Below are 23,213 nucleotides of genomic sequence, written 5' to 3'. Positions count from 1 at the left end.
AATGACGGTATGCTTGAACAGGCTGACAGACGATGTCGATGAAAAAATGGCTCAGCGAACATCCGGAACTTGTCCATTCGTCGATGAAAAAAGTGGTCTCGCATGTGCAGCGTAGCGCTGGTGAGTGGATTATTAATACGGTGCTCATCGAAGACTGCGATGTGCCCTTTCGCTACAAGCGCCGCAAGCGCTACCACAATCTTAAAGGTGCGCGCGTCGACGTGACGTACTACCCGACGACCGAAACCGTTTCGGGTATTGAGATGGACGTGATGAACGTGGTGCAGATCAAACGCTCATGAACCCGACGCCAAAAAAGTGCCCATGATGACGCCCTATCAGTTCGACAGCGCCATCGTGCGCACCCCCTCCCGCTCGGTCGTGCAAGGATTGCGTGACGGGAACGGTCCGAATCCGGACTACCTTCAGGTGATTGACGAACACCAGCACTACGTGGCGGCCCTCCGTGCTGCCGGCCTCGCGGTGATTGAGCTCCCGGCGCTTGAAGCCTTTCCCGACGCGCTGTTCGTTGAAGACCCCGCTCTCGTGTTTACGCAAGGTGCCATTTTGCTCAATCCGGGCGCGCCCTCAAGACAGGGCGAAGCCGAGACGCTACGCGACACGCTCACCGACCATTTCGCCACCGTGCTCGACTTAGAAGACGGTGTCGCCGACGGTGGCGATATACTCACAACGCCTCAAGGCGTCATGATCGGCCTGTCGGGCCGCACGAACCGGCGCGGTGCCGAAGCGCTACAGCGCGGCCTCGCGACACTGGGATTAGACAGCAAAATCGTGCAGACGCCAGCCGGTGTGCTCCATTTTAAATCGGACTGCGCGCTACTGGATGAAACGCGTATTCTCAGCACGTCGCGACTCGCCGCATCGGGTGTGTTCAGTGGCTTTGACGTGATTGAAGTGCCGCAAGGAGAAGACGCGGCGGCAAACTGCGTACGAATCAATGACGCGCTCTTTGTCAGCCGAGATTACCCGCGAACCAGCGAACGGCTCGCCGGACTCGGTTACGCTCTGGTTGAGCTTGCGACAACACAAATTGCCCGCATCGATGCCGGCCTCTCGTGCATGTCGCTCCGATGGCGCCGTCAGTCCATCGACTGACGTCGTAGCGACCGTTTGTAGGCCGTGTCCTCCGGCATCCACGTGCTTTCGGTGGTGATGAGTTCGCCATACACACGCTCGGCTTCGGCGGACTCGCCGTTCGCCCGTAACGTTCTGACCAGCAACCACATGGTGTCGGTGCGATCAAACCGACTCATTTCAATTTCGTACCCAAGCGCCATCGCCTTTCGCGCGGCAGCAAGTGCTGGCTTTGTTTCGCCACGCGCCAGGCGCAAATGCCCTAACGCCAAGTGATAAATCCACGCAGAATCGTAGTCCAACCGAGCACCATAGTCTTGCTCTACCTCATCGATATAACCTCGCGCTTGATCAAGCTCACCTAAAAACACCAACACGTGCGCCAGGCGCATCTTGGTTTCGGCAGAGGTTGTGTTCGGTATACCAAACGCTGCGTTATTGAGCTCAAGTGCGGTTTCATAGCGCGCTCTGGCATCTGAGTAATCGCGTTTGAAAATCGCTAAGCGCGCATACCGCTCGTGTAGTATCGCGCCGATTGACTGCGTTTGATCTGGATACAGCGCATGCGCCTCTAGCCCCGTCTTGTAGTGTCGTTCGGCGACATCCAATTGTCCTAACGCCATATGAATGCTACCGAGATTGGCATAGCCAAGCGTGTGCGGCGGGTGCAAGCCAGGCCCCAAAACGTCGGACGCGGCATCAATCGTGTCCTGCATGATGACGCGCGCCTTTTCGTATTGATGACCCTCGGCATACGTCAGCGCCAAGTCGTTCATAAGGTACAGCTTGATCAGCGTGGGCGTGTCGCTCTGCTCATCGGCCAGCGCAAGACCTTGTTCAAATACGCCGATTGCCTCATCCAGTTGGCCAACGTCAGACAACGACGTGGCCAGCCGATAGTAGGCGTCGACCCGCAGCGGCGAGGTACGAGGTAATGTGTCTTCGGCGAGCGCAAACGCTTTGTTTTGTACATCAAGCGATGCCTGCATCTGATCCACCGCGCCCAACGCCTCGCTGATTTTGTGATACAGCTCGACGCGTACTTCGGGATAGTCTTCCAGCTCGCTGTCGAGCTTTTTGTCTGCCAGTGTCAGCACGTCCGCAATGCGGGCGTTCGGACCAGCTTGCAGGGCACCGTCCCAGTTAACGCTGGGTGAAAGCAGCACATCCCCTAAGAACTGACTGACCGCTTCAGCGCGCTGAAGCTGCGCTTGGGCTTTAATCGACTGGTCCCGCGCTATGCCCGCCTGCCAAAGTGAAAAGCCAAGCCCGGCCACTACCGCCAGCATGGTTACCGTGGCGGCGCCGACTTTGAGTTTGTTGCGCCCAACAAACTTGGACACCCGATAGCCCAGCGTATCGTCACGTGCCTCGACAGGTAAACCGTTTGAATAGCGATCGAGATCACGAACAAACGCGTCGACCGACTCGTAGCGTTGTTGCGGGTCTTTGTGGAGCGCTTTAAGCAAAATGCGATCGAGATCGCCCGCGAGATCTTTCACCAACTGCTGTGGCGACGTGGATCGACGAGACGCCCAAATCGTTTGTTCATCGCGAGACCGGCGCTCGAGGCGACCACTGGGCTTTTCAATCGACAGCGTTTCCACCGATTTCATGAGCCGCGGATGACTGTTGGCGTTGAGCGTGTAGGGTCGGGTACCGGTGAGTAACTCATACGCCAACACACCTAACGAATAAATATCGCTGGCTGTGGTCACCGTACCCTCAAGAATCTGTTCGGGACTGGAATAATCTGGTGTCATCGGCATGTGGCCAAACATCGTAGTGTGGCCAGCGGCCGGCTTTCCAGCTGGGTCAATGAGCTTGGCAATACCAAAGTCGAGGAGCTTTGGAATGCCATCGTGAGTAACGAGCACGTTAGCCGGCTTCAGGTCGCGATGAACAATAAGGTTTTTGTGCGCAGCCTGAACCGCCACTGCGACTTTTTTGAGCAGCTCAATGCGTTGATCGAGCGTAAAGGTATTGTCGTCACAATACTCGTCGATGCGTTGACCGTCGATGTACTCCATCACCAGATACGGCACACCGTCGTCGGTCGTGCCACCATCAATGAGTTGCGCAACATACGGATGGTGAAGCCCAGCGAGGAGCTGGCGCTCGGAGTCGAAACGCTGAACGAGCTCCTGGCTCATCATATAGCGGCGCACGATTTTTATCGCGACTCGCTGCTCAAACTCACCGCCTTCGCGTTCCGCCAGGTACACGCTACCCATCCCGCCCTCGCCCAAGCGCTCAAGGATGCGATAGTCACCGATCTGCTGCCCGATGAGCGACGCGTAGTTCTCTTCTGTGCGCACTTCCATAAAAGCGCTGGACGCGCCCACCGACATCAGCAGGGAATTGACCGAGAGGCGCAGCGACTCGTCGTCACCACACGCGTCCGCCACAAAGTCGGCGCGCTCTTCCTCGGGTTTAAGCAACGCCTCGTCACACAACGCGAGCACGCGCTGTAGGTCAGCGCCGTTGCTGACCGGTGAGTCGACTGAGGTGGGCTTCGCGCCGTCTGAACTATCGCCTTCCGTGGTCATCCGCGCCCTCAGGAATCGTCGTTTATATCAAGACCAGTTTGTCGCGCACGGTTGATCGACAGCGTCAGCACATCTGGTCGAGAGTAGTGCCCAAAAGGATCAAAATTTTGACGCTCTCGCCGCACGGCGGTGTGATCGAGCGTTGCGACCAGCAGGTCTTCTTCCCCCACCTGGGGTTCGATCAACCACTCGCCGTCAGGACCGGCGATACAGGAACCGCCATCGGACATCAGAGCCGGCGTGCTATCGATGATGAGATCGCGCCCCGGCATATCCTCGGGAATATCGGCGTGACGCATGAGCCCAGAAACAGACAACACCCACGAGCGCGACTCTTTGGCCACAAACCGCGTGTTGTCGATGGTATTGCGTTTGGCCCCCGGCCACAGCGCAACATGCAGGTCTTCGCCCTGCGCATACAGGGCAGAGCGAGCCAGCGGCATCCAGTTTTCCCAACAGTTCAGCCCGCCGACCGTGAACGGTCCCAGCGGAAACACGCGTAGGCCATCACCATCACCCGTGCCCCAAGCCAGCCGTTCTTCATAGGTCGGCATGAGTTTACGATGGCTATTCGCGACGTTGCCAAACCGATCGACCCGCACGAGGGAGGCATAGCCGGTGTGCCCACCGCGATCAGCGGGCCGTTCGTAGCAGCCCACCATCACGTCAATGTTGCGATCCGCCGCGACTTCCGCCAGCTCGTCAAGATGACCGTGTTCAATACACACCGCTTGATCGAGATAGTGCGCGTGAATGTCTTTTTGCAGCGCCGACTCAAACCGTGCGCCGTCGGTGCAGGCTAACCAAAAGGGATAGCCCGGTACCAGCGTTTCGCCGAAGGTAACCAGCTCACAATCGGCGTCGGCCGCACGCTGCACCCAGTCGATCACCTTGTTGAGTGTGCGCGCTCGATCGAGCCATACCGGCGCGATCTGAGCAAGGCCTACCGTCACTGTATCCATGTTTCTCATCGTTAGTCTCTGCTTAGTCGGACGATCTTGAGTGTACGTATTGTTGGCGATCCGTGTGTCACCGTCCACACCATTAAGATAGCCCATGCCGCGTTCTGCGGCTTTTTGAGCGAACGACCTACCGCGCGCACCGCAACCCCGTTCGACCGCACCGACGATTATGCGCGACAGTCTACTCAGGATCAGGCGTAGAAACACAGTATTTGGGCTCATCGCGGGGTAAAATAGGGCTTTCCGCGGTGGAGCAAGACCTTGGACATTGCCATCTGTGGGTGCGGGCCGTCCGGCCTCGCGGCGGCACTCGTGCTTCAGGCGCAAGGCCATACCGTATCGCTTTTCGAGCGCTTCGACGCACCACAGGCCGTGGGCTCAGGCATTATTTTGCAGCCCACCGGACTGGCGGTGATGGATGCGCTGGGCCTGCGCGACGACATTGCTTCACTGGGGCATCGCATCAACGTGCTCACCGGTCATTCGATGCCTCGACACAAGCGGGTGCTCAATGTCGACTATCAGGCGCTCGGCATCGACACACAGGGTCTGGCCGTGCATCGAGCCGCGTTGTTTGACGTGCTGTATGCACGGGTCAATGCGCTCGGCATTACCGTTCAGTCATCCACCGACATTCAACAATTGGTTGACAACAGCGCACGCGTATCGCTTGTCGATCAACACGGCGTTCAGTCACGTGCATTCGATCTTTGCGTCGACGCCACCGGAAGTCGAAGTCCTCTGCATCCGTATGCGCGCACCCCGCCAACACGCCGGGCGCTTCAATACGGTGCCATTTGGGGCACGCTGGACTGGCCCCAGGGGGTGTTTGAACCGCATAAGCTGCATCAGCGATACGTGGCGGCGCATACGATGATCGGTGTGCTGCCGATCGGTCGTCATGCCAACGCCAACGCCGATCAGGCGGCCTTTTTTTGGAGCGTGCGCAACGACGCGATCGACACCTGGCGTGCGGCAGGCCTAGACGAGTGGAAAGCACAGGTACGCGCGATTTGGCCCGACACCGAGGTGCTGCTCGAGCAAATTCATCACCCAGATCAGATGACGTTTGCGCGGTATGGGCATCACACACTTCGCTATCCGTATGGCCAACGATTGGTGTTTATTGGCGATGCCGCGCATGCAACCAGTCCGCAGTTGGGCCAGGGCGCCAATATGGGATTACTCGATGCCTGGGCACTTGGCTTGGCACTCGAGGGCGCCGGCACCGACGCCGAAGACATCGAGTCGGCGCTGAAACGCTACGCGAACCTACGACGACTGCACGTGCGTTTATTTCAACTGGCCAGCCTGAGTCTCACACCGTTCTATCAATCTGACAGCCGCGTCCTCGCGGCCCTTCGCGACCTGATGTTCGACCCACTGTCGCGTTTGCCCGGTATACGCCAGCTGGTTGCCGGTCTGGTGACGGGTCTCTTAACTCGGCCACTCAAGACACTTCAACTCGGCTCGGACTCCTCAGCGTGATCCGGTCGGTCGTTGTCATTCCCGCCTGAACGCTCAGTAGCGCTCGCGGGTCGGCAGCGATTACACTCAGCAACACGTCCGCCAAGGAGAGCCGTCATGCACAAACTGAGTCTACTCGTATTCGTTGCTTTTATCGGACTGAACGCCACCGCGCAGACCGATGAAACATTGATAGAAAAAGCAATCACCGAGATGTGGGCGGCGCTTGAACAAGGCGATATCGACACTTACGCCACCTACGTCCATCCGGATTACACCTTATTCGGGGAAGGCGACGTGTATCTGGCCGAGGGCAAGGCGCTCGAACTTCGTGCGATGACCGACTGGGTGGGACGCGCAAAGCGTGTTCAGACCGAGATGCACGATCCCAGCGTGACAGTGCGAGGCGATACAGCCTGGATAACCTACTATTGGACCGACGCGGGCTACACCGACGGTGAGCGATGGACCAGTCGTGGCAAGTCCACGCGCATTTTTGTGCGCGAAAATGATCGCTGGTTATGTATACACGGACATTTTACGGCGGTCGATTAGCGCCGATTACCCAGACTTTTTTGCTAACCGCCCCCACGCGACGAAAAAACGTTAAATCGAGCGAAACGTTATAAAAATTTTAAACATGAGAAGATCGCGTCAAAATGGCCGATTTGAGGTTCGTTTATCAAGCATTTAAAGGCATTAATTGAAGCGTTATCGTAAGCACGCTGAACGCCCGCTAACCCGCTCCCTGCGTACGTTCGATTATTGTTCAGTCTCAACGTTGGCCAAATCCCTCCATATGCGACATTTCGGGCCATGGGCCCGGTTAGCCACAGGCCTTAAAACAAGGTACTTTCCTCACGGAATACAGGGCGCTAGCGATGCACGCATCGCGCCAACGCGTTAAAAATTGTCGTCAAATTGCGACGCTTGTTTCGGTTCAACGCTGTGTGCACTCTTGGCATCGTCCAACGTTTCGCACACCGAAATTTAAGGATAAATACAGCACGTTTTGTCAACTTTGCGGGTACCGTTTGGCGGCGCTGGGTTACGTGATCAACGTCACACTTTTTGCCTTGTCCCGGCCTCATAATATTCGCTAGTTGATAAAGGCTCACTCGTTGAAAGACGAGGTCGCAAAGCCACCGGTCTAAGGAGTGCATCGCGCTCTATGACAGCGGGGCTGCCAATGAAGCAACTTGAACACGGGAACGTGCCAAGTTGAACATCGGTACACACGTGAACAACAACGACGTGTCATTCGATTCGGCGGCTGCGACAGAGTCATTTGATTAGTGTCAAAACGATACCCCGAGATCAATGATTAATGTACTCATTTAAAGCGTTTGCCCGATTTACCCTGTTTTCACTGGCGTTATTCGCCGTCTCTTCCCACGCCGATCTGGCCGATAGCCTGACGCCAGGCCAGTGGTACGAAGTACCGAGCTCCCGCCTCGATGCGATTAACCCTTGCCCGAGTAATAACTGCAATTACTCTGGCACGCTGGGTTTCTCGGCATTGATGGATGCGTGGAACGGTGGGGTCTTCGACACCGTGCAAAACCGCCTAATTGTATGGGGCGGGGGTCACAACGATTACTACGGCAATGATATGTATGCCTTCGATCTCGACACCGAGTCGTGGGAGATGATCATGCCGCCATCGCCCTACAGCGCCACGTCTTCGCACGAATCTGCCGGGCAATATCCCGATGGTCGTCCCGTTTCGCGCCACACTTACAACTCGATTGTGTTTGTCGAGTCACAGAACATGTTTTTATCGACATCGTCCTACGCAAAGAGTCCGGGTGGTTCAAGCGGCGACTCGAAAGTCTGGCGTCTTGATTTCGACAACAGCAATCTAGAATGGACGCGGGGTGCCGACGGCGACAACAATGGCGCCATGGTGGTCGGCTATTCGGCCTACAATCGCATCACGGACAAGGTGTATTACCACCGCTCGCTGGGCGGGCGTCTCTATGAGTACAACCCCAGCACCAATACGCATTCGTATCTTGCCGAGAAAGCGATCCACATTTATGCCACCAGCGCGATTGATACGGCTCGCAACAAAATGCTGGTTCTCGGTGGCTCGAATCCTCAAGCGTTCATTTGGGACCTCAGTCAGTCCACCCCAACCAATCAAAACCTCATGAACAACTCAACGTTCACGGGAACAGGCGGTAATGCTCTGGCGAGCGCGCGTCAGATCGGCCTCGATTATGATCCGGTGAACGACAACTACGTGGCTTGGCTGGGTGGCAAAGATGTGTACATCATCGATGCTGCAACCATGGCCGTCACACGCGTGACGCCACCCGGTTCGGCCTCGCCAGGCTCAACCAGCCTCAACGGCACGTTTGGCCGCTTCCGCTATGCGCCGTCGATCGGTGGCTTTGTGCTGGTTAACCAAGTTGACCGCAACGTCTACGTGTACAAGCCAACGGGCGGCGGCTCACCGCCGCCTCCACAAGTGCCCACCGTTAACCTCACAGCGAGCGCCAGCAACGTCGATGCCGGCGATAATGTATCGCTGTCCTGGTCGAGCACTAACGCGAGCAGCTGTGTCGCATCCGGCGGTTGGTCCGGCAACAAGTCCGTGTCGGGCAGTCAGACCATTAGCAATTTACAGACCAGCAGCACCTTTGTGCTGTCGTGCTCCGGGGCCGGCGGCGAGGCCACTGATTCGGTGTCGGTGAACGTAAGCGACGGCGCGCCGCCACCACCCTCCGACGAATCGGATTGGGAAGCGCGCTCCACCGCACCCGGCGTGCTGATGGCCACACGCTTTGACGCCTCAGGTGATGTGCACAACTGGAAGCACTTGGATAACTCGCAAGACAACGTGAAATGGGAAACCAACAACGTTGCTTCCGGTAACGGCGCGCTGCGGATGGACATCCTCAAAACCGATGGTGCGGCCTCGGGTAGTTGGCGACGCTGGCTATCGGAAGATCAGCGGGAGTTCGTGGAAGGCGATGAATTTTACGTCGCCTATCGACAGTATTTCCCAGCGTATTTTGCAACGCACGTGTTCAACGGCGGTGGCGGCTGGAAGCAGTCAATCATCAGCCGTAATGCGTACGAAATGAACGGCGTCAATCAAGACTGCCAGACGAACGAGTGTGGTTCGAACCAACTCAACGAGGTCGTGCTTCACAACAACCGCTACCGCGGCATTGTGCAGGGCTACAACCGCAACTCCAACGGGGCGTATCCCAGCTGGGAAGTCAGCGCCGCGACCGCCTGTTCTAGCACCGATTTCCGTCATCAAAACGCGGTTGATCGCGGTCCGCAATCCGTCGGTAACGCTTGCGAAAACGACCGCGCACGCTACGGCGGGCTGTACTCCTACGGCTCCGGCACCGGTACACCTGACCCGCTGACGGGTGCATTCATCTATTACCCCAACGAGTGGATTTCGTTTAAGACCTACGTGAAGCTGGGCAGTCAAGGCACCGGCACCGCGAACACGCATGTGAAGGTGTGGGCGGCACGCGAAGGCGGGGATTGGGACCTGATCATCGATCGCGACAACATCGATCTGGGTAACGGTCCGGCGCACAACGCACTCTGGCTTCTGCCCTATGATACGGGCAAGCAGCCCGACGCAAGCCGTCAAGACACCTACACGCTCTATGATGAAGTCATCGTGTCACTCAATGACATCGCGGCCCCAGGTGGCGAAGTACCGCCACCGCCCACGCCTGAACCAGAAGTGTCATTCAGTGCCAGCAGTAGCTCGGTGGTCACCGGCGCATCGATCACACTCAACTGGGATGTGTTTGGCGCGCAGAGTTGTCAGGCATCGGGCGATTGGTCCGGCGCCCGTAGCGTTTCTGGCCAGCAGACCATCAGCAATCTGCAGCAGTCGTCAACGTTTACACTAAGCTGCACGGGCGAGGGAGGCACCAGCTCCGAAACCGTTCAGGTCGCGGTGCAGGCGGCTGCCGACGCGCCAACCATCAATTTGACCTTGTCACCGCTGTCGCTCGGCACGCCTTCGGCCACCGTTGTGCTCATCTGGAATACCGAAGACTCGGTGTCGTGTAATGCCAGCGGCAGTTGGAACGGCGCCAAGAACATCGCGGGCTTTCAAATTGTTGGGCCGATCAATGTATCCGAGACCTACACGCTCACCTGCTCTAACGGGTTCGGTGCGACTACCGAGAGCCTGACGGTCTCCTTTGAAGACAGTGATCAAGATGGTATGCCAGACGTGTGGGAGCAAGCGTTGTTCGGCTCACTGCAAAGCGACGGCACGCAGGACTCCGATTCCGATGGACTCACCGATCAAGAAGAGTATGTGAATGGCACCGATCCGGGTCGTGACGACACCGATGGTGATGGCCAAACCGATGGCGACGAAGTGGCAGGCGGCAGCGACCCGCGCGACCCACTGAGCTTCTCGGGCACCTCGTCACCAAATCAGCCACAGGTCGCCAACGAACGGGCAGCCAATCTTGGCTCATTCGAACTGGAACCGGTGGGTGGCTACAGCGATCCCGATGGTAATGCCCTGCTCTATTCGCAGTGGCAAATTGCCCATGATCAAAACTTCACCAACATTGTTTTTGATCGCGACGTCAGTGGCTCCACCTCAATGATGGTGCCGATGGGTGTGCTCGATCCGGGACAGACGTACTATCTGCGCACGCGACATTTCGACGTATCGAACTCGGCGTCTCCGTGGTCCGATACCGCGACGCTCATCGCGGAAACCGCCTACGCCAATGATGCCGATGGCAACTTCATTAACGACAGCTATCAGGTGGCGGGCAATCCAGATGCCAACAATAACGGCGTGCCCGATCAAAACGAAGGAATCTGTAACCTACTCGACGCGCAAGGTGGCAGTGTTGTGGGACTAACAAGCAATGTCGGAAGCGTACGTTGTTACACCTCCGTACCCAACTCGCTAGCGACCAATGTCAACCTCGGTAATGACGAGGAAGTGCCGCTCGGCATGTTTAGTTTCCGAGTCGAGAACCTGCCGGTTAATCTATCTAATCCAGCACAGGTCAACGTCACGGTCTATCTGCCCGACACCTACGACGCGAACAGCGGGTGGCAAAAATACGACGAAGCGACCGGTATCTTCAGCGATTACTCCACCAACGTTACCTACAGCGGCAACACCGCCACGGTGCGTCTGATCGACGGCGGCATCGGTGACCAAGACGGTACGGTCAATGGTGTCATCGTCGACCCAAGTGGTCCGGTGGTTGCCGCGTCGGCAAGCACACCGCCACCGACAACACCACCGCCTTCAACCCCGCCTCCCGCCTCGCCACCGGCGAGCGGCGGTGAAGGTGGCGGCGGTGGCGCACTGGGTCTGCTGGGTGGTGTTGGGTTGCTGGCCCTCTTCCGCCGACGACAGCGCCTGCGCACCTAATCAAGCACGACACCAACCACGAAAGGCCGAGACATAACCCTCTCGGCCTTTTTTTTGGCTGTTTATTCGTCCCCGAGCCCGTCACTCAACCGACTCATGGCAGTCTGTCATTCGGATACATGAGTTGATTGGTTCTAAATGACGTGGAACATGAGGGAATCCGAAGCGAAATGTCGCCTTACACGGTACCGGCAAAAAAAGTAGGCCGATCAGACCCAATAGGCAGACCGATCATGAACCGACCTCTGACTTATCGCGTTCGAAGAGTGTCATCGCGCTCCACCAGCTACTATGACTTTGTGGAGAAAAAGGCACGGGCAGATACCACTGCGCTTGACCTCGAATCCACCTGTGCGGATGCTTTTGAGGTCGAGGTGCTCGACGAAGAAACATCCGATCGGCTAAAGCTCGAATACTTCGGAACACCACCGATAGCACGTTGATTCAGATTGCGTCGCATGTTCACCGCGACCCAAGTGCGCTACCATGGCGCGGTTCTCGCACGATGGAAACCAATCATGAACCGCACAAAGACAATGGCGCTTATCGCGCTGGGCATTTTTCTTACCGCCTGTGGCAACGATACCCCCACGCCGCCGAATACGGATGTGGAAACGCCACCATCGTCAATCACCTCCACGGACGTCGATACCACCTCACCGAAACCAGCTGCAGTGGTCGCACAAGATGTGACGTGGCGTGCGGTCAATGCGCGCATGCGGCTCACGGGAGAGTCCGTCGTAATTATGGTGCCCGAGGACATGGACATCGAGTCGGGGCGCATGCTCGAATATCGAGAAGCCGAGGACGGCACGCTCTATTTGAAATCAGTTATCCCAAACTAATCGCTTAGCGCGGCCGTCGAGTCACGCACTGTGTGTGCCGCGTCGATACCGACCAGGGGTCTGCTCAAAATGCGTGCTGAAGGCTTTGCGAAAGGCCACCTCCGATTCGTATCCCACGCGTTCCGCAATCGCGCCCATCGACAGATCGGTATCGGTCAAGAGCCGAGCGGCTGACTGCATTCGCCAGTGACGCACGTAATTGCCTGGCGTCATACCGACCTGTTTCTTAAAGCGCTGTGTGAACGCCGATTCACTTAAAAGCGCCGATGACGCCATTTCTTTGAGTGTATGCGGCGCGCCAGGGTGTCGATGAATGTTGCCCAGTATGGGACCCAGCCGTTTGTCCGCCAACGCGCCGATGACACCGGTGAGTCGGCCCATCGACATCTGACACCGCAAGGCCTGGATAAACACCAGTTCGGCAAAACGATCTACCGCAACGTCACTGCCCAATGCGTTTTCCGCCGCCTCGCGCATCCAAAGCTGTACTAGCTCGCGGGCGCCGGAACTCGAAGCATCGCTCAGATTAAGCAACATAGTGCCGGGCAAACTGGCCAGCAGTGGCGCGGCCGCTTTCTCGTCAAATGAAAAATACCCACAAACCAATCGCGTTACGGCCCCCTCCATATGATCCGCTGGGGGTGCATTAATCACCGTGGGATCGGGCTCTTCTTCGGAAGCCGAGAGCACATGCGGCGCGTCATTGGGAAACAGCACAAGGTGTCCGGTCATCAGACGCGTGGGCGATTCCCCATCGGTATGCAACCAGCCCTCCCCGTGCGTAACCAGATGAAATGGCACTTGCCGAGACCCGGAAGTATCCACCGCCCAGTTTCCGCAATACTCGGCACGAAAAAACACCGAGGCTGAGAAACGTACTTTTTGGAGTAATTCACTGAGCGGATCGCTCATTGCCGTAGGTTCTGTTGACTCTGCTGTTTGGGTCATGGCTCCGCCCGATGTCGAATAAAGAACAACTTTTCAATCAACTACTTAAGCAAAATAAAAGCGGAAAATTGCCAGATTTCGAGTCACCACAACGATTTCGGACATATTTTCAGTATTTTTCGGCATAGTTAATTTTCTTCTTAAAAATTACAGTATCTCCACTGAAACAACAAGTCGGCGCTGAGGCCGATCTGACGGAGAAACGCTATGTCACAGGTTAAGCACACAACCGAAACCACTTTCCAAGCCGATGTACTGCAGGCCGATCGCCCGGTGCTTGTGGATTTCTACGCCGACTGGTGCGCGCCTTGTAAGGCCCAGTCACCGTTGTTGGACACGCTGGCCGCCGATCGGGCCGATGCATTGGACGTCGTAAAGATCAACATCGACGACGCGCCGGATCTGGCTCGCCAGTTTGGCGTGCGCAGCATCCCGACTCTCATCCTGTTCAAAGAAGGCCAGGCACAGGAAACACGCGTCGGCGTACAAACCCAGCCACAGCTCGAATCGCTGATCGGCGCCCACTGAATATCAAACTACCCTATTGGAGATTGTCATGAAAACACTGATCAAATTAGCTTCACTCTTTACCGCCGTGTGGATTACTTCGCTGGCAATGGCCGGCACCGAGACGGCCACTGACGCCAACGACGTCATCCTCGCCGGTCACGATGCGGTGGCGTACTTCACCGAGGACAAAGCGGTGCTGGGCTCGGCCGACTACACGGCGCAACATGAGGGTGCTGTGTATCGCTTCGCCTCCGCCCAAAATCGCGATCTTTTTCGCGCCAATCCAGATAAGTACGCGCCAGCCTACGGTGGCTATTGCGCACTGGGTACGTCGTTCGGGAAAAAATTTGATGTCGACGGCAAGGCATTTCGCATTGTTGAAGGACGGCTCTACGTCAACAAGAATCTGAAGGTGTACGACAGCTGGAAGAAAGACATCCCCAACAATATCGTGAAAGCAGAGGGTCACTGGCCGCGTATCAAAGACGTTCCGGCCGGCCAGCTCTAATTACTACTCAGAATCAACAGCGCTTTCCCCCAACCCCCTAAATACGTGAGCGCTTTTTTGGCGGATCGGCGAAGGTCGATCCGCCTTTTTTATCGAGCTAACGTTCGCGAAGCCTGCTGTCGTGCAGAAGATCTAACTCGACGGCAAAACCGAACATTCCACGTTGCTCGGCCCCGGTTCGAGAAGAAACGTGCCGGTAATCATAATGTAGTCGAGAAAATTGATCGCGCCGTTCTCCGAAATATCGACAACGGGATCGTAATTCGGGTCGCCTTGGAACGAATTAAAGGCCGCTTTATAGCGAATCACATCCAGGAAATTAACCGCACAGTTGTTATCAAAATCGGCATCACAACGATTACCGAATCCGTCTTCATCGGCATCAAACTGCGAGGGATTCGGTATGAGAGTGCAGTTATCGAACTGGTCGGTGACGCCGTCGCCGTCGGTGTCCTGTATCCCTAGGCGTGAAATATCAACAAGATTATTCGAAGCAACAGTAGGCATCGGCATGGCCAACACGATCCACAAGCCAAGAATAAACCTATGTTTCGCTGATCCGTTTCTATAAGAAGTCATGCAAGATTGTTTTCGTGCTGGTACGCACCTTATCGTCATAATCCAACGATACCACACACGATCGTTAGGCCCGTTTCTCGACGCGAATCGTAACAACCAACCCGCCGTCATTCGCAAAATCGATGGTCGCGTTGTGCACGCGACAAATGGCCGCCACCAGTGCCAATCCAAGCCCGGTGCCGCCTCGCTCACGGTGACTCTCTGCTCGGTAAAAACGTTCGGTCAGTCGCTCCAGCGCGTGCTCTGGTACACCCGGTCCTTGATCTCTAACTTGCACAATCCAATGACGATCGGCGGATTGCATCGCAATCGACACACGTGGACTCTCGGCGGCGTATTTGAGTGAATTCTCAAGAAGGTTGTTAAACACCTGCATCCACAAAGGGCGGTCGCCGGTAATCAATGCCGATCCACTGGGGAGAGTGAGCGTCAACCGACTACCGGACTCCGCGAAAACAGGCTCGTAAAGATCGACAACTTCTTTTGCAACCTCGGCCAGGTCTAGCGTTGCAAACGGCTGCCTCTGTGCTTTTTGCTCAAGTTGCGCAATGCGCAGCAGCGACGTGAACATGGCCAACAGCTCATCGGTCTGTTCGGCAATCGGTCGAATATCCTCTGCGGTGGGTGACGCCATTTGCTCCAGTTGTTCGATTCGATTGCGAAGTCGTGTCAGCGGTGAGCGTAGATCATGCGCAATATTGTCGGACACTTCTTTGACGCCATTCATCAAGTCAACAATTCGATCTAACATCGCGTTTACATTGGTGCTAAGTCGATCGAAATCGTCTCCGGTGCCACGCAGTCGAAGCCGATGATCAAGGTCGCCCTCGCGCACCCGTTCGGTGAGCACATTAATCACATGGAGACGAGAATAAATGGTGCGCCCTAACACTCCACCTAAGAGAATCGAGAGCAATAAGCTCGCGCCGACACCGATAGCCCGCCAGCGGCGATTCGTCTGCACCGCGTTTAGGGTATCGGTCGCCTCGATGCCGTACGTGATCACCCTTGTCGTCCCTAACGGTAACGCCTTCGCCCAACACACTCTCTGTTCAGAACCCAATCGGTCGGAGGGAACATTGAAGGCGCTGTAATCGCCTTTTTCAAACACCCGGCGCCATGGGGCGGTGCGGTTGCTTTCGCTATCCCGCACACAGCGACGATCGCTTGGATCATCCATTGGCGCATGAATGAGCAGCTCGGTACGCTCGGCTATAGACATCGTTTCCCAACGCCACCGCTCAGGCCATTCTCGCTCTCGACGTTTCAGTCGCTCGATCACAAAGTCATGCGTGGCGTCGGGCAGCTGTTCGAGTATCAGCACCGCATAGTATGCCAATGGCCGATCAATGCGGCCGGGTTGCTCGGCATAGCCCAGAAGCCATAACCGGACGCGAACCGATTCACCCACATCGTCAGTGATAACGCTGGCCTCCTGCAAGTGTGCCGCGTAATCATCGAGCAATCGTTCCTCATCGTCTTCGTCAAGATCATCGATGTCCACTAAACGCTCATCGAGCTCCCTATCGAACCACGGGAAAAACGCAAACTCATCTTCAGCCACCTGCTCGACGAGCAGATCAATGTGCTCGTCCAGTGCCGCTGAAACCGGCGATAGCATGGCGCGCTCGGAGAGCGCGACAATCGCCACCATCACGCCCGATGAGGTCAACCAGATCACCAGCGTCAACCACACCGCCACGCGCAGACTCGAACTCCGTAGCCAGGCGCGTTCAGCCACGAAGCGCGTATCCCATGCCACGAATGGTGTGAATCAAGGCGTGTTCGTGGCCTTTGTCGACCTTCTGACGCAATCGCGAAATATGCACATCGACGATATTGGTTTTCGGATCGAAGTGCAGGCCCCACAGCTGCTCGAGCAACATCGTGCGCGTCACAATTTGATTGGCGTGTTCGATCAGGTATTCAAGCAGCGCGTACTCGCGCGGCAACAGCTCTAGTTCAACACCGGCTCGTGTCGCAACGCGGGTCAGACGATCGATCTCAAGGTCGGCAACGCGCAGTTCAGTTGCTTGCGCTGTTGGGTGAGGGCGGCGCCCCAGTGCCTCAACGCGAGCCAGCACTTCGCTAAAGGCAAACGGCTTGGTGAGGTAGTCGTCCGATCCGGCGCGAAGACCTTCGACGCGATGGTCGACATCCCCCATGGCGCTCAAAATCAGCACGGGTGTGTTACAGCCCATCGCCCTGAGTGCTTTGACAATACTGAGGCCATCGGTGCCGGGCAGCATACGATCGAGTATGAGCACATCAAACGCTCCGTGCGATGCCTCGATTAGCGCCGTGTCCCCGTCCGCGACAGCTTGCGCCGTATGGCCGGCCTGGCTGAGCCCTTTGATAAGAAAGGCACTGATTTCTGGGTCGTCTTCAGCGAGCAAAATATTCATAGGACGTTCAATGTTCCCGTTTATGGGCTCTATTCTAGCGCGGCCCCATGGGCGGCTGTCACATTAAAAATTGTTCATGTTGCGTCCATCCTGTCGCCATCCAAGGTTTTGTAGCCTGAACGTCGGGCACAAATCGTTGAGACACGTTATGACAAGACTACGACACCTCACGTCACGCCTCGGCTGGCTGTTTGTATTGGCGATTATCCTGAATGGCTGCGGTGGTGGCACCAGTCCGTCTGATGCACCAACCGACCAGGCATTGATTGATTCAGGCGGCGCGCCAGACCCCGTCGACCTGCCCACCCAACCGGCTAGTCCCAGTGCGCCAATTGCTCAGGACTTAACGTTTTCGACACGCGATCGCACGGCGCGTTTTCTTACTCAGTCAACGTTTGGTCCAACGCCCACACAAATTGACTCGCTGGTCGGCAAAAGCGCTTCGTCGTGGTTTCTTGACGAGCGTGCAAAGCCTGCCAGTTACATCATGCCCGAATTCGCGCGGCTGCTGGGCCTTCAAAACGATCCAGAGGAAATTACCGAGGTCTCGGTAGAAACCGCGACCATCGCCTTTTGGACCCATGCCATTGCTGGTAGTGATCAGCTTCGTCAACGCATTGCCTTTGCGCTTTCTGAAATTTTTGTGGTGTCCAACGCCGGCGGCGAAGTGCTCACGGACATTCCGCATGCCGTATCGTGGTATCAAGATATTCTTCGTCGTCAGGCTTTTGGTAACTATCGAGACTTGCTGGAAGAGATTACGTATGCGCCCGCAATGGGTCACTACTTGACCTATGCCGGCAGTAAAAAAGCCGATCCATTGACCGGTCGCATGCCCGACGAAAACTACGCTCGCGAAATTCTTCAGCTGTTTTCGATCGGTCTGGTCGAACTCAATCCAGACGGCACGCCAAAACTCAACACGAACGGCCAACCTATCGAAACCTACACCAATGCTGATATTACCGGCCTTGCTAAAGTATTCACTGGGCTGAACCTCGATTTTGTTGAAGACCCAGCTTTTCCGGATCGTTTGTTTCCAGAATGGCAACGGCCCATGTCGATCGAAGAGATCGATCACTCTACTTCTGAAAAGACGTTTCTTAATACGACTATTCCGCCGTTTACACCAGCGCGTGAGAGTATTCGACTGGCGCTGGACGCCATTTTTGCCCATCCCAACGTCGGGCCTTTTATCGGGCGTCAACTGATCCAGCGTCTTACCGTCAGCAGCCCAAGCCCCGACTATATCGCCAGGGTGAGCGCGGCATTCGATCGCGGTCGATTTGTACTCCCCGATGGACGCGCGGTTGGCGCCGAGAAACGAGGGGACCTCGGTGCTACCGTCGCCGCCGTGCTGTTCGATCCGGAGGTGCGTTCCGCATCGAGCTTGGTCACGCCGACACTGGGCAAAGTGCGCGAGCCAATCTTGCGTTTCACCGCCTGGGCACGCGCGTTTAACGTCGGCACGGTCACACCCGAGCTTGTGTTGTCGCTATGGGATACATCCGATTCCAACGCTTTTGCTCAACACCCCTATCGCGCCACGTCGGTTTTCAACTTTTTTCGACCCGGCTACATGGCACCCGGTACGCAAACCGCCTCAGCGGGTCTGACCGCCCCCGAGCTACAGATCGTCAATGCGTCGTCGACACCGGGCTACGCTAATTTTATGGCGGCGGTTATTCGGGGTGGCATCGCCGAAGACGATGTCGACGAGCTAGTGGAGATTTTTCAAAATAACGGCATCAACCTGGATGCGTCTCTTGCTCCACAGAGTTTTAATCCTGACTACACAGAAGAACTCGTCCTTGTCAGCAATCTGACGATGTTGGTGGATCATCTGGCTACCAAACTCACCTATGGATCAATGCGAACCGAGCAGCGTGTGCATGTTGTATCAGCACTGACCACGCTCAGAGACGAAGCGGGCCTAGAGAGTGAGGAACTGGTTTGGCATGCCGTGTTACTGGTCATGCTCTCTCCTGACTTTCTTGTTCAACGCTAAATTCGAATTCTTGTTGGAGACACAACATGCCACTGACTCGACGACAGTTTCTTTCTAATTCAGCCGCCTCTTCGCTCGCGCTTGCCAGCTTGTCTGGGGTCGGCCAGGCCCTGTGCGGATTCGACGCGCACGCCGCCCAGTCCAATGATTACAAAGCGTTGGTGTGCGTTTTTCTGTTTGGTGGACTGGATTGTCACGACACGGTCTTGCCCTACGATCAGGCGTCGTACGATCAATTTGCTTCGCTGCGAAGCTCGCTGTTTCAGGCGCAGGGTACCGCTCGTGCTCGCGAGAATCTCTTGCCGCTGACCACTCAGGATCCAGCGCAATTTGGTGCGCGGCGCTACGCACTGCCGCCAGAACTGGCGGGATTGAAAGCGCTCTATGATCAGGGCAATGCCGCGATCATCGGCAATGTCGGCCCTCTACTGCAGGCGACCGATCGTCTGTCGTTTGAGCAAGAGTCGGTGCCGCTACCCGCTCGACTGTTTTCGCACAATGACCAGCAGGCCACCTGGCAGGCGAGCGCGCCTGAAGGGGCTCTGTTTGGCTGGGGCGGACGATTCGCCGATGCGCTGCTCGCCGGTAATGGCTCGCCGGAATTTTCCGCTATCAGCAGCATAGGCGATGGGCTGTTTCTCAGTGGTCAAACCGCCCAGCCCTACAACATCAGCCCCCAGGGCGCAGCGCGTATCGAACTGCTCGAAGAATTCGAGATTCTGGCCCAAGAGTCGGGGAACACCGCGCCGTTGCAAGCGGTTCGATCCGTGCTGCGAAACGAACAATATAAAGGCAGCAACCTGTTTGGTCTTGATATGGCCAACGCACACCGAGACGCGATTGACAGTAATACGCTTTACAACGCGGCGCTGCTGAGCGCTCAACCGCTGACCACAGCGTTCCCCGCGTCCCCATTGGGCGCACAACTTCGGGCGGTGGCGCAATCGATTAGCGTCCGCTCAGGACTGCAGGCAAACCGCCAGGTGTTTTTTGTCGGTCTGGGCGGCTTCGACACACATTCCGCTCAGGCAACCAGTTTGCCGGGCCTGCTCACGCAGATCGATGGTGCTGTATCGGCTTTTCAAGCTGAGATGATCGCGCAGGGACTGTCTCAACAGGTCACCCTCTTCACCGCCTCAGATTTTGGTCGAACGCTCGCTGTCAATGGCGACGGCACCGATCACGGCTGGGGCGGTCATCATTTTGTGGTCGGCGGCGCCGTTCAAGGGGGTGCCATCTACGGGCGGCTTCCACCGGCCACATTGGGCCATGATCAAGATTCCGGCAGCGGTCGACTGATTCCCACGACCGCCGTTGAAGAGTTGGCCGCACCGTTGGGTCGGTGGTTTGGGCTGAGCAACGCGGACCTGGGGCAAGCCCTGCCAAACCTGAGCAATTTTTCGGCCTCCCCCGTCTTACCGTTTATTTAGCGCGCGGCACACACTCGATCCAGACCCTTCGCGTTTAACGATGGTCCCTGCCGGTAATCAATACCGCAGCAACGACACACCCCAGTGGTTCGATCGAGGAGTGCGCAGCGGCAGCCCGGGGCGGTCCCTATCACCGGATATCACTAAAGATTTCGCTCAACCTGCCGAAAACCCTGATACACCCCTAAATTCTCGTGGCGGTATCGTTGAAGCCCTATCCTCCCAGCCAGCCGCCTCCGAGCCGAGCGCACGCCTTCTTTGCCGTCGACCGACTTCGGGCGCTCGACATCGAATCGTTGCTTCCGCTTCTGTTGGCGTTGAGTGGATTTGTTGCGGTACTCCCGTTTGTGGCGATTCGAAGTATTCAAGGGCACTACCCGCTCGCCATCGTAAACGTAGTGATCACACTCACCTTCGCCTGGGTCGCGTGGAGCCTGTTTCGCGGGAAGGCCGTGCGCCTGGCCAACGCCGTTATGTCATTGATGTGCGTGTCGGGGCTTACCGCTAACATTTATTTCAACGGCAGCGAACATATCTACTGGGCGTTTCCCTTGCTGGTCAGTCTGTTTTTTTTATTGAAACCCAAAGAAGCGATCGGGTTAATTACCGTGGCGAGTCTTGCCGCTTTACCGCCGTTAATGGCGGAACAAGATTCGCGCATTACGCCAGTGCTCTTTTTCTCGCTGGTCCTCACGGTACTTATCGCAACGGCCTTTTCAGCGCTCACATTGACACAACGGCGGCGGATGCGCGCTATGGCCCTTATGGATCCGCTAACCGGCACCTCTAATCGACGGGCCATGGATGAAACGATTGCTGCGTTAATCGATCGCCCTGAATCGGCCGTGCAATCCCTGACCTTAATCATGCTCGACATCGATCACTTCAAGAACATCAATGACGAATTTGGCCACGCAGCAGGCGACCGTGTACTGATCGCAGTTGCCGAGTGTATTCGCGAGAACGTCCGCGCCTCGGATCACTGTTTTCGCGTCGGTGGGGAAGAATTTGTCGTGGTGGTGGAAGGGGCCGGGTTAAGCGTCGCGCGGCGCCTGAGCGAGTCACTGCGCGCGGCGGTTTCCGCATTACAAATACCGTCGTGTAACAACCCCAAACAGCTTTTGCAGGTCACCGTGTCGCTGGGCGTGGCTGAACTGCTGGAAGGCGAGAATGCGGACCAGTGGTACAAGCGAGCGGATGGCGCCTTGTACGAAGCCAAACGCGCAGGACGCAATCGCACCTTCCTTGCCGGAGAACCGAACAATTATACAAGCACGGGCACCTGGTCGCCGTTTCACGGCTTGGATGCCTCCTAGCGCCATACCGGGAGTTGGCGCACAGAAAGCCCGGCCAGGCGGCCGGGCTCGATTCGACCGCTACGCCACGCTAGGGCAGCGTTAATCTTAGCCAACCAACCACTTCTGAGGTGTGATTGATCTCTGAGTTAGCCGACTGTTCCTCGTCAATCGTCACCTCAACGCTTGTTCCGCTTAGGTTCCGATAGCGCACATTCGACGTATCGCCGCCATCTGTCGTTTGCATGGCGGCGAGGAAGATACCGCCACTGTAATCTGAGCCAAACGATGCGGTCGTCCAGGTATGCGTAACCGAGTTGCCGGTTGCACCTGCGCCGATTGACTGCCCGTCGGGCAAATCACTCGCACCATACTCGATCGCAATGTAGTGCACGGTCTCGGCTGCATGGCCGGACGAGACGAGCGCCTCTTCTTCTTCGAGCTCCAGCTGGAAACTGCCGCCGCTAATCGTGCGCTGACGTGTTGTCACCGCGGTGGCCTCATTAACCGTCACCACCTGACTGAGCAGCATTGGTGCGGCCGCAAAGGGCTCATCGAAGCTGTAGGTCGCGCGTGCGTTGGTGGCGGTGATGGAACCGGCCTCGACGCTCAGTGACCCCAACTCATGACGACCCGGCATCATTGCCAGCCAGCTGAACGTCTCGGTTGTGTGATAGCCATCGAGATATTCCCATTCGTCCATCTGATACTCAAAGCCAGCACTGGTTACGTTGCGCACGCGCAGTGTGACCGGATGGCCGCCATTGAGGGTAATCGGACCCATCACAACCACAGGTGTTGCCGCAAACTCGGTATCAAACGACACGCTGAACCAGGTATTGCCGTCGGGCTGTTCGATCGTAATGGAGCCTGCCTGATACGCCACACTGCCATTCGGGAGGTTGGGGTCGTTCGGGAAGGGGTCGGCGTTGTCGCCAATGCCATCACCGTCACTGTCAGCCGTTTCGGTCGGATCATTCGGAAACGCATCCGCATTGTCCCCAACGCCATCGCCATCGCTGTCGGCCGTTTCGGTTGGATCGTTCGGGAATGCATCACCGTTGTCACCCACGCCATCACCGTCGCTGTCGGCAGTCTCGGCTGGATCGTTCGGAAACACATCCGCATTATCCCCCACACCATCGCCATCGCTGTCGGCCGTTTCGGTTGGATCGTTCGGGAACGCATCACCGTTGTCACCCACACCATCACCG

General features: G+C 56.7%; 19 protein-coding genes and 1 riboswitch. Of the genes, 12 read left to right on the top strand and 7 right to left on the bottom strand.

Features of this window, described 5'->3' with window-relative positions; genetic code table 11:
• The first annotated feature begins 32 nt into the window (after positions 1-32).
• Both AAF465_05065 and AAF465_05060 read left to right on the top strand, forming a co-directional pair.
• Entirely contained in the window at positions 33-302 is a 270-nt protein-coding gene (locus AAF465_05065) for a hypothetical protein (protein ID MEM7082081.1), read from the top strand.
• A 22-nt stretch (positions 303-324) separates the two neighbouring features.
• Positions 325-1,119, top strand: coding sequence for a dimethylarginine dimethylaminohydrolase (locus AAF465_05060; protein ID MEM7082080.1), 795 nt, complete (start codon positions 325-327; stop codon positions 1,117-1,119).
• Here AAF465_05060 and AAF465_05055 read toward each other — a convergent pair.
• Together AAF465_05055 and AAF465_05050 are read right to left on the bottom strand one after the other, a co-directional pair.
• Positions 1,104-3,647 carry a serine/threonine-protein kinase gene (locus tag AAF465_05055; GenBank protein MEM7082079.1) on the bottom strand — a complete coding sequence of 848 codons (2,544 nt, stop codon included), beginning with the start codon at positions 3,645-3,647 and terminating at the stop codon, positions 1,104-1,106. The two genes, AAF465_05060 and AAF465_05055, sit on opposite strands and share 16 nt — an antisense overlap.
• An 8-nt stretch (positions 3,648-3,655) precedes the next feature.
• Positions 3,656-4,618, bottom strand: coding sequence for a carbon-nitrogen hydrolase family protein (locus tag AAF465_05050; GenBank protein ID MEM7082078.1), 963 nt, complete (start codon positions 4,616-4,618; stop codon positions 3,656-3,658).
• 252 nt (positions 4,619-4,870) lie between these two features.
• Here AAF465_05050 and AAF465_05045 point away from each other — a divergent pair, with 252 nt between their 5' ends.
• From AAF465_05045 to AAF465_05025, 5 genes are all read left to right on the top strand, one after another.
• Positions 4,871-6,097, top strand: coding sequence for an NAD(P)/FAD-dependent oxidoreductase (locus AAF465_05045; protein ID MEM7082077.1), 1,227 nt, complete (start codon positions 4,871-4,873; stop codon positions 6,095-6,097).
• 96 nt (positions 6,098-6,193) lie between these two features.
• A complete protein-coding gene (locus tag AAF465_05040) occupies positions 6,194-6,631 on the top strand; it encodes a DUF4440 domain-containing protein (GenBank protein MEM7082076.1) in 438 nt (145 codons plus the stop codon).
• Positions 6,632-7,177: 546 nt separating this feature from the next.
• A riboswitch (cyclic di-GMP riboswitch) is annotated at positions 7,178-7,267 on the top strand.
• 136 nt (positions 7,268-7,403) lie between these two features.
• Entirely contained in the window at positions 7,404-11,471 is a 4,068-nt protein-coding gene (locus AAF465_05035; protein ID MEM7082075.1) for a choice-of-anchor U domain-containing protein, read from the top strand.
• A 233-nt stretch (positions 11,472-11,704) separates the two neighbouring features.
• The gene (locus tag AAF465_05030) at positions 11,705-11,914 is read left to right on the top strand and encodes a hypothetical protein (GenBank protein ID MEM7082074.1); all 210 of its coding nucleotides are present in this window, start codon (positions 11,705-11,707) and stop codon (positions 11,912-11,914) included.
• 75 nt (positions 11,915-11,989) lie between these two features.
• The gene (locus tag AAF465_05025; GenBank protein MEM7082073.1) at positions 11,990-12,316 is read left to right on the top strand and encodes a hypothetical protein; all 327 of its coding nucleotides are present in this window, start codon (positions 11,990-11,992) and stop codon (positions 12,314-12,316) included.
• 21 nt (positions 12,317-12,337) lie between these two features.
• On the opposite strand, the gene AAF465_05020 is transcribed toward AAF465_05025, so the two are convergent.
• Positions 12,338-13,228, bottom strand: a complete 891-nt coding sequence (locus AAF465_05020; protein MEM7082072.1) for an AraC family transcriptional regulator — start codon at positions 13,226-13,228, stop codon at positions 12,338-12,340.
• Between the two features lie 243 nt (positions 13,229-13,471).
• Here AAF465_05020 and trxA point away from each other — a divergent pair, with 243 nt between their 5' ends.
• Both trxA and AAF465_05010 read left to right on the top strand, forming a co-directional pair.
• On the top strand, positions 13,472-13,792 hold the full coding sequence (gene trxA / locus AAF465_05015; protein MEM7082071.1) for a thioredoxin: 321 nt from the start codon (positions 13,472-13,474) through the stop codon (positions 13,790-13,792).
• A gap of 28 nt (positions 13,793-13,820) precedes the next feature.
• Positions 13,821-14,282: a YHS domain-containing (seleno)protein gene (locus AAF465_05010; protein MEM7082070.1), complete on the top strand. Its 462-nt coding sequence runs from the start codon at positions 13,821-13,823 to the stop codon at positions 14,280-14,282.
• A 132-nt stretch (positions 14,283-14,414) separates the two neighbouring features.
• On the opposite strand, the gene AAF465_05005 is transcribed toward AAF465_05010, so the two are convergent.
• The 3 genes from AAF465_05005 to AAF465_04995 all read right to left on the bottom strand — a co-directional run bounded on the left by AAF465_05005 (position 14,415) and on the right by AAF465_04995 (position 17,266).
• Complete coding sequence (locus tag AAF465_05005) at positions 14,415-14,789, bottom strand: thrombospondin type 3 repeat-containing protein (protein ID MEM7082069.1); 375 nt, start codon at positions 14,787-14,789, stop codon at positions 14,415-14,417.
• A gap of 136 nt (positions 14,790-14,925) precedes the next feature.
• Entirely contained in the window at positions 14,926-16,602 is a 1,677-nt protein-coding gene (locus AAF465_05000; protein MEM7082068.1) for a HAMP domain-containing sensor histidine kinase, read from the bottom strand.
• Complete coding sequence (locus AAF465_04995; GenBank protein MEM7082067.1) at positions 16,595-17,266, bottom strand: response regulator transcription factor; 672 nt, start codon at positions 17,264-17,266, stop codon at positions 16,595-16,597. The genes AAF465_05000 and AAF465_04995 overlap by 8 nt, the downstream gene beginning before the upstream one ends.
• 148 nt (positions 17,267-17,414) lie before the next feature.
• On the opposite strand from AAF465_04995, the gene AAF465_04990 reads away from it, so the two are divergent.
• The 3 genes from AAF465_04990 (at position 17,415) to AAF465_04980 (ending at position 22,020) form a co-directional block, all read left to right on the top strand.
• Positions 17,415-19,274, top strand: coding sequence for a DUF1800 family protein (locus AAF465_04990; protein ID MEM7082066.1), 1,860 nt, complete (start codon positions 17,415-17,417; stop codon positions 19,272-19,274).
• 26 nt (positions 19,275-19,300) lie between these two features.
• On the top strand, positions 19,301-20,704 hold the full coding sequence (locus AAF465_04985; protein ID MEM7082065.1) for a DUF1501 domain-containing protein: 1,404 nt from the start codon (positions 19,301-19,303) through the stop codon (positions 20,702-20,704).
• A 206-nt stretch (positions 20,705-20,910) separates the two neighbouring features.
• Positions 20,911-22,020 (top strand): GGDEF domain-containing protein, encoded by a 1,110-nt coding sequence (locus AAF465_04980; protein MEM7082064.1) that lies wholly within the window; start codon positions 20,911-20,913, stop codon positions 22,018-22,020.
• Positions 22,021-22,090: 70 nt separating this feature from the next.
• Here AAF465_04980 and AAF465_04975 read toward each other — a convergent pair.
• Positions 22,091-23,213: H-type lectin domain-containing protein (locus AAF465_04975; GenBank protein MEM7082063.1), on the bottom strand; the 1,123-nt coding region annotated here is incomplete at its 5' end.

Source organism: Pseudomonadota bacterium, from assembly GCA_039028935.1.
Lineage (GTDB): Bacteria > Pseudomonadota > Gammaproteobacteria > Steroidobacterales > SZUA-146 > SZUA-146.
The sequence above is the reverse complement of the archived record's forward strand: the minus strand, read 5'-3'. Positions and strand labels throughout refer to the sequence as shown.